The 1,752-nt window shown below is 52.1% G+C and carries 1 rRNA gene; it reads right to left on the minus strand.

The window, feature by feature from the left end:
• Positions 1–46: 46 nt before the first annotated feature.
• Positions 47–1,588 (minus strand): 16S ribosomal RNA (locus tag D4100_RS25435).
• Positions 1,589–1,752 lie beyond the last annotated feature (164 nt).

Raw genomic sequence — 1,752 nt, forward strand, 5'->3', positions numbered from 1 at the left:
ATCAGACAATCTGTGTGAGCACGCCACTCGAATCAATATCATTAGGTAAGGAGGTGATCCAACCGCAGGTTCCCCTACGGTTACCTTGTTACGACTTCACCCCAGTCATGAATCACAAAGTGGTAAGCGCCCTCCCGAAGGTTAAGCTACCTACTTCTTTTGCAACCCACTCCCATGGTGTGACGGGCGGTGTGTACAAGGCCCGGGAACGTATTCACCGTAGCATTCTGATCTACGATTACTAGCGATTCCGACTTCATGGAGTCGAGTTGCAGACTCCAATCCGGACTACGACGTACTTTATGAGGTCCGCTTGCTCTCGCGAGTTCGCTTCTCTTTGTATACGCCATTGTAGCACGTGTGTAGCCCTACTCGTAAGGGCCATGATGACTTGACGTCATCCCCACCTTCCTCCGGTTTATCACCGGCAGTCTCCTTTGAGTTCCCGACCGAATCGCTGGCAACAAAGGATAAGGGTTGCGCTCGTTGCGGGACTTAACCCAACATTTCACAACACGAGCTGACGACAGCCATGCAGCACCTGTCTCAGAGTTCCCGAAGGCACTAAGCTATCTCTAGCGAATTCTCTGGATGTCAAGAGTAGGTAAGGTTCTTCGCGTTGCATCGAATTAAACCACATGCTCCACCGCTTGTGCGGGCCCCCGTCAATTCATTTGAGTTTTAACCTTGCGGCCGTACTCCCCAGGCGGTCGATTTAACGCGTTAGCTCCGGAAGCCACGCCTCAAGGGCACAACCTCCAAATCGACATCGTTTACAGCGTGGACTACCAGGGTATCTAATCCTGTTTGCTCCCCACGCTTTCGCACCTGAGCGTCAGTCTTTGTCCAGGGGGCCGCCTTCGCCACCGGTATTCCTCCAGATCTCTACGCATTTCACCGCTACACCTGGAATTCTACCCCCCTCTACAAGACTCTAGCTTGCCAGTTTCAAATGCAGTTCCCACGTTAAGCGCGGGGATTTCACATCTGACTTAACAAACCGCCTGCGTGCGCTTTACGCCCAGTAATTCCGATTAACGCTTGCACCCTCCGTATTACCGCGGCTGCTGGCACGGAGTTAGCCGGTGCTTCTTCTGCGAGTAACGTCAATGCAATGTGCTATTAACACACTGCCCTTCCTCCTCGCTGAAAGTGCTTTACAACCCTAAGGCCTTCTTCACACACGCGGCATGGCTGCATCAGGCTTGCGCCCATTGTGCAATATTCCCCACTGCTGCCTCCCGTAGGAGTCTGGACCGTGTCTCAGTTCCAGTGTGGCTGGTCATCCTCTCAGACCAGCTAGGGATCGTCGCCTAGGTGAGCCATTACCCCACCTACTAGCTAATCCCATCTGGGCACATCTGATGGCGTGAGGCCCGAAGGTCCCCCACTTTGGTCCGTAGACGTTATGCGGTATTAGCTACCGTTTCCAGTAGTTATCCCCCTCCATCAGGCAGTTTCCCAGACATTACTCACCCGTCCGCCGCTCGTCACCCGGAGAGCAAGCTCTCCTGTGCTACCGCTCGACTTGCATGTGTTAGGCCTGCCGCCAGCGTTCAATCTGAGCCATGATCAAACTCTTCAATTTAAAAGTTCGATTTGCTTCAACTCGTGAAGCGATGCTCAAAGGTTACTAAATGAATTTTACTTCAGTAGTCACTCTTCAAGACTTGATATTTTTTCGTACCCGAAGGTACTGGATATCGTCTTGTGGAGTGCCCACACAGATTGTCTGATAAATTGTTAAAGAGC

This window comes from Serratia inhibens (assembly GCF_003591175.1).
Lineage (GTDB): Bacteria > Pseudomonadota > Gammaproteobacteria > Enterobacterales > Enterobacteriaceae > Serratia > Serratia inhibens.